We start from the raw sequence: 754 nt of genomic DNA, 5'->3' as shown, positions 1-754 counted from the left end.
GCTCGAACTGGTGCCCGGCGGCGCGAAGTATGAATGGCCCGGCGACCTGTCACCTCTTCGGCGGCCACGGTGACGGGTTGGGGGAGATCCACCAGTAGCCGGCAAAGCGCGGGTTGTGATGCCAGCGGGATCGGCGCACCTCGTCCGTCCGGGGCGCCCAGTCCCGGTACGGCAGCAACGCCATTCGCGACGCGATCTGACCCGCCATGTATGGCCACGCGATCACGGTGATCAGCGTGTCCCGACGGCGGTAGGACACCCGAGGCGCGAGCCATGGCGTCACCACGACGGGCAGCACCGACCCCGCCAGATACCCGAGCCAGTAGCTGTCGGTCGCATCCCAAACGACATAATGGAGCCCGACCGCTGGCAGCCCGATAGGGATCCAGATGAGCACCGCGCGCAGGCCCCGGGCCAGCCCTTCGCGCGGCTTGCCCGAATCCAACGGATCATCTGGCATTCGCGCGACGGTAGCCTCGCTGGTTGCAAATCTCAAGGGCAAACGCACGCTCGTCGGCAGATGCGGATGCTCGGCGCGGACGGCGCAGGTCTAGGCCCGTGACAGAGCGCCACTCTGTCGGCGTTGATGAGGCGAATTCCGACTACTCGATCAACGGAGCCTGCCAGTCAGTCTCAACCCCCGATCCGTGGCCCAACCCCGTCAGGGTCGATGATGGAGTCGAGGCGTTCACCTTCGTCGCCGGTAGCGGGCGGGCCCTGACCTTCGTTCGCGCCCGGTCATGAGCGACCGCGT

At 67.1% G+C, this 754-nt stretch carries 1 protein-coding gene; it reads right to left on the bottom strand.

What is annotated here, in order from left to right; translation table 11 throughout:
* Positions 1 to 49: 49 nt before the first annotated feature.
* Positions 50 to 460 (bottom strand): hypothetical protein, encoded by a 411-nt coding sequence (locus I8N68_RS32485; protein WP_234041015.1) that lies wholly within the window; start codon positions 458 to 460, stop codon positions 50 to 52.
* Between the last annotated feature and the right edge of the window lie 294 nt (positions 461 to 754).

It is taken from the genome of Micromonospora coerulea (genome assembly GCF_016598485.1).
Classification (GTDB): Bacteria; Actinomycetota; Actinomycetes; order Mycobacteriales; family Micromonosporaceae; genus Micromonospora; species Micromonospora coerulea.
This window is presented reverse-complemented; position numbering and strand designations above follow the sequence as displayed.

Excerpts from the sequence above, each read along its gene's own strand:
- I8N68_RS32485 (WP_234041015.1), bottom strand. The coding sequence starts at position 460 with ATGCCAGATGATCCGTTGGATTCGGGCAAGCCGCGCGAAGGGCTGGCC.